Annotated in this window: 6 protein-coding genes; all 6 read left to right on the forward strand. The window is 68.6% G+C overall.

What is annotated here, in order from left to right; translation table 11 throughout:
- The first annotated feature begins 48 nt into the window (after positions 1 to 48).
- The 6 genes from AC3WJI_RS21400 (at position 49) to AC3WJI_RS21425 (ending at position 3,557) form a co-directional block, all read left to right on the forward strand.
- Positions 49 to 468: an endonuclease domain-containing protein gene (locus tag AC3WJI_RS21400; RefSeq protein WP_492759331.1), complete on the forward strand. Its 420-nt coding sequence runs from the start codon at positions 49 to 51 to the stop codon at positions 466 to 468.
- Between the two features lie 249 nt (positions 469 to 717).
- Positions 718 to 1,773, forward strand: a complete 1,056-nt coding sequence (locus AC3WJI_RS21405) for a phage major capsid protein (protein WP_492759332.1) — start codon at positions 718 to 720, stop codon at positions 1,771 to 1,773.
- 213 nt (positions 1,774 to 1,986) lie between these two features.
- A complete protein-coding gene (locus AC3WJI_RS21410; protein ID WP_492759333.1) occupies positions 1,987 to 2,541 on the forward strand; it encodes a head-tail connector protein in 555 nt (184 codons plus the stop codon).
- On the forward strand, positions 2,538 to 2,744 hold the full coding sequence (locus AC3WJI_RS21415) for a hypothetical protein (protein WP_492759334.1): 207 nt from the start codon (positions 2,538 to 2,540) through the stop codon (positions 2,742 to 2,744). Before AC3WJI_RS21410 ends, AC3WJI_RS21415 begins: the two co-directional genes overlap by 4 nt.
- On the forward strand, positions 2,741 to 3,139 hold the full coding sequence (locus tag AC3WJI_RS21420) for a DUF3168 domain-containing protein (RefSeq protein WP_492759335.1): 399 nt from the start codon (positions 2,741 to 2,743) through the stop codon (positions 3,137 to 3,139). Before AC3WJI_RS21415 ends, AC3WJI_RS21420 begins: the two co-directional genes overlap by 4 nt.
- Before the next feature lie 10 nt (positions 3,140 to 3,149).
- Entirely contained in the window at positions 3,150 to 3,557 is a 408-nt protein-coding gene (locus AC3WJI_RS21425) for a phage major tail protein, TP901-1 family (protein ID WP_492759336.1), read from the forward strand.
- The last annotated feature ends 49 nt before the right edge of the window (positions 3,558 to 3,606 follow it).

Genomic DNA, 3,606 nt, shown 5'->3' on the forward strand with positions numbered 1-3,606 from the left:
GGTTAGGGGTGGGTTGGCGAGCGCAGCGAAGCCACCTAGGCTCACCGAATGCGACGCCGGATCGATCCGAAGCTGACCGCCCGAGCGCGCGCGTTACGGAACAACCCTACGCCGGCGGAGCTTGCGATCTGGCACCGCATCGCATGCTATCGTCCAGCATTCACGCGGCAATGTATCGAGGCTCCCTACATCATCGATCTCGCTTGCCGGAGCGTGCGCCTTGCGGTGGAGTTGGACGGAAGCCAGCATCTCGAAGCGATCGCCTATGATGCGCAGCGGACCGCATTCCTGGAAGCGAATGGCTGGCGTGTCACACGCCTGTGGAATTCGGAGGTGCTCGCCAATCCCGACGGGGTCGTTCTGCACGTTTTGGAGATTGCTGCGGAACGCTTGGGCGGCATTCGGCCCGTTGCAGTCGCTTCGCGGGCAGGGCGGACTCGAACGCCGCGGTCTCGCTATTTGACGTAACCAGACAGCTCGTAACTAGCCTGGTCGAAGCGGCAGAATGCACTGGCTCAGGCGGGCTTTTGCCGGGCAGCGTACAGATTCTCTTTTTGGGCGCGCAGACGCGCGCACCCACCCCCGGCCCCTCCCTTTCAGGGAGGGGAGCGATGGCTTTGGCGTCCCCGGCGGGGGGACAGCCGTTCGAGATTGATCAGCAATTTCCAGCCCGGCGGGATTCCTCGCCGGGCTTTTTTGCGTGGACGGGAGACGAGCATGGACGAGGTGACGACGAATGCGCTCGAGGCGAGCTTCGAGGCAGTGGAGCGCGGCGGGCTGCCGCCGGTGCGGCCGATGCTGGCGGGCGGGCGGCCGCTGGGCAGCGCGGCGTTCGAGGGGTTCCTGCGCAGCGGGGGCGGGATCGAGATGAAGGCGCTGTCGGGCGCGACCGATGCCGCGGGCGGCTATGCCGTGCCCGAGGAGATCGACAGCCTGATCGACGCGACCCTGAAGACGGTGTCGCCGATTCGCGCGATCGCCAATGTCGTGAAGGTGGGGAGCAGCGGCTATCGCAAATTGGTGACCAGCGGCGGCGTGGTGTCGGGCTGGGCCGCGGAGACGGCCGCGCGACCCGAGACCGCGACGCCCGTGTTCAACGAAGTCGCGCCGCCGATGGGCGACCTCTATGCCAATCCGGCGGCGAGTCAGGCGATGCTCGATGATGCGGCGTTCGATGTCGAGCAATGGCTGGCGAGCGAAGTCGCGCGCGAATTCGCCGCGGCGGAGGGGAGCGCCTTCGTCAATGGCAGCGGGGTCAATCGGCCCAAGGGCTTCCTGACCGCGGCGACTTCGGCGGTCAGCGATGCCGCGCGGCCGTTCGGGACGCTGCAATATATTGCGAGCGGCGCGGCGGGGGCGTTCGCGGCCAATCCCGACGAGAAACTGATCGATCTCGTCCAGAGCCTGCGCGCGCCGTATCGCCAGGGCGCGAGCTGGGTGATGAACAGCGCGACGCTGGCCAAGATCCGCAAGCTCAAGACGGTCGACGGGGCGTTCCTGTGGCAGCCGAGCCTGGTGTCGGGCCAGCCGGCGACCTTGCTCGGCTATCCGGTGGTCGAGGCCGAGGACATGCCCGACATCGCGGCGAATTCGCTGAGCATCGCGTTCGGCAACTTCAAGGCGGGCTATCTGATCGCCGAGCGCGGCGAGACGCAGGTGCTGCGCGATCCCTATACCAACAAGCCGTTCGTGCATTTCTACGCGACCAAGCGCGTGGGGGGGATGGTGAGCAACTCCGAGGCGATCAAGCTGCTCAAGTTCGCGGTTTCGTGAACTTTTCCCTCTCCCCTTGTGGGAGAGGATATCGCGGCTTGCCGCCCTAGCGGAGGTCGGTGAGGGGTAGAACGGCGCGTTGCGCCGCGCGGCTTCTTCGAAGCCGCACCCCCTCACCCAGCTCCGACTAAGGCTTTGCTTCGCAAAACCTAAGTCTGCGCAACCCTCTCCCCCTTTCAGGGGGCGAGGGAGAACTCGATGTAGGAGACACTCATGCTTGCTCCGCCCTTTCCGGCGGTGGCGATCGCGGCTGCGCGCGATGCTGCCAAGCTTCACTTGCGCGTCAGCGGCACTGCCGAGGACGCGCTGCTCGACACGCATGTCGCGACGGCATTGGCGCTGTGCGAGGCGTTTACCGGGCAATCGCTGATCGTGCGCGCGTGGCAGATGATATTGCCGGCGCATGGCGCGTGGCAGCGGCTCGCCGCGGCGCCGGTCGCGGCGATCGAGACGGTCGAGGGGCTGAGCATGGCGGGCGCCGGCTTCGCGCTGCCCGCCGATGCCTATGCGATCGACGTCGACGCGGCGGGCGAGGGCTGGGTGCGCGGCAGCGCAGGCATCGCCGTCGGGCGGATCCGCGTCGGCTATTCGGCAGGGCTGGCCGGGGAGTTCGGCGCGCTGCCGGCGCCGCTGGCGCAAGGGATCGTGCTGCTCGCGGTGCATCTGTTCGAGGCGCGGGCGAGCGGCGGGGCGCCGCCGGCGGCGGTCGCGGCCTTGTGGCGGCCGTGGCGGCGGGTGCGGCTCGCGCCCGCGCGGCGGTCGGCATGAACGGGCTCGAGGCGCGCGCCGAGGCGGCGGGCGAGCGTGCGGCGGCGCAGGCGGCGCTGCGGCTGCGCGACGCCGCGCGCGAGGCGCTGCCCGGGCTCTCGGTCGAGGCCGAGGACAAGCGCGTGGTGATTTCGGGGCGGGGGCTGTGGCGGCGCTGGCTGCGCGACCCCGCCTTGCGCTGGCCGGGAGGGTGGCTGCGATGAGTGCGCATACGCAATTGGCCGAGGCGCTCGCGGCGCTGCTCGGGTTGGATTCGGGACTGGGCCTGGTGGTCAACGGCGTGTTCGATTCGCCGCCGCAGCGCGCGCTCAGGCCCTATGCGGTGATCGACGACGCGGTGCTGGTCGATTGGGGGACCAAGGACATGATCGGCCGCGAGGGGCGGATGTCGATCGTGGTGTTCGGCGACGACAATCGCGCCCGGCTGCGCGCGATTGCCGACCGGTTCGCCGCGGTGATCCCGGGGCTGCCGCGCGATCTGGGCGAGGGGTGGCGGATCGCCAGCCTGGCGTTCCTGCGCAGCCGGATCTTTCGCGAAGGGCCGGGGATGTGCGCGGCGGTGATCGAGTTCCGGGTGCGGATGCTGCAAGTCAATTAGGAGAAAAGCGATGGCGGCGGAGAAGGGTAGCGCGTTCCTGCTCAAGGTCGGGAATGGCGGGTCACCGGTCGGTTTCACCACGGTGGCGGGGCTGCGGACGACGCAGCTCAGCGTCAATGGCGAGGCAGTGGTGATCACCAGCAAGGATTCGGGCGGGTGGCGCGAATTGCTGTCGGGCGCAGGCGTGCGTTCGGTGAGCGTGTCGGGTGCGGGCGTGTTCACCGGATCGGCGGCGGAGGGGCGGGTCAAGGCCAATGCGCTGAGCGGGGTGATCGACGATTACCGGCTGAGCTTCGAGAGCGGCGAGAGCATGACCGGGCGCTTCCTGGTGACGCGGCTCGATTATGCCGGGGATTTCAATGGCGAGCGGAGCTACACGCTGAGTTTGGAGAGCTCCGGGCCGGTGGTGTCGGCATGAGGGAGGGTGAGACTGAAAAGCCCCTCCCCTTCAGGGGAGGGGTTGGGGT

The organism is Sphingomonas sp. FW306-1B-B10E (genome assembly GCF_058782005.1).

Bases quoted from the DNA above. Each gene is read 5' to 3' on its own strand.
- AC3WJI_RS21400 (WP_492759331.1), top strand. From the start codon at position 49: ATGCGACGCCGGATCGATCCGAAGCTGACCGCCCGAGCGCGCGCGTTA.
- AC3WJI_RS21405 (WP_492759332.1), top strand. From the start codon at position 718: ATGGACGAGGTGACGACGAATGCGCTCGAGGCGAGCTTCGAGGCAGTG.
- AC3WJI_RS21410 (WP_492759333.1), top strand. From the start codon at position 1,987: ATGCTTGCTCCGCCCTTTCCGGCGGTGGCGATCGCGGCTGCGCGCGAT.
- AC3WJI_RS21415 (WP_492759334.1), top strand. From the start codon at position 2,538: ATGAACGGGCTCGAGGCGCGCGCCGAGGCGGCGGGCGAGCGTGCGGCG.
- AC3WJI_RS21420 (WP_492759335.1), top strand. From the start codon at position 2,741: ATGAGTGCGCATACGCAATTGGCCGAGGCGCTCGCGGCGCTGCTCGGG.
- AC3WJI_RS21425 (WP_492759336.1), top strand. From the start codon at position 3,150: ATGGCGGCGGAGAAGGGTAGCGCGTTCCTGCTCAAGGTCGGGAATGGC.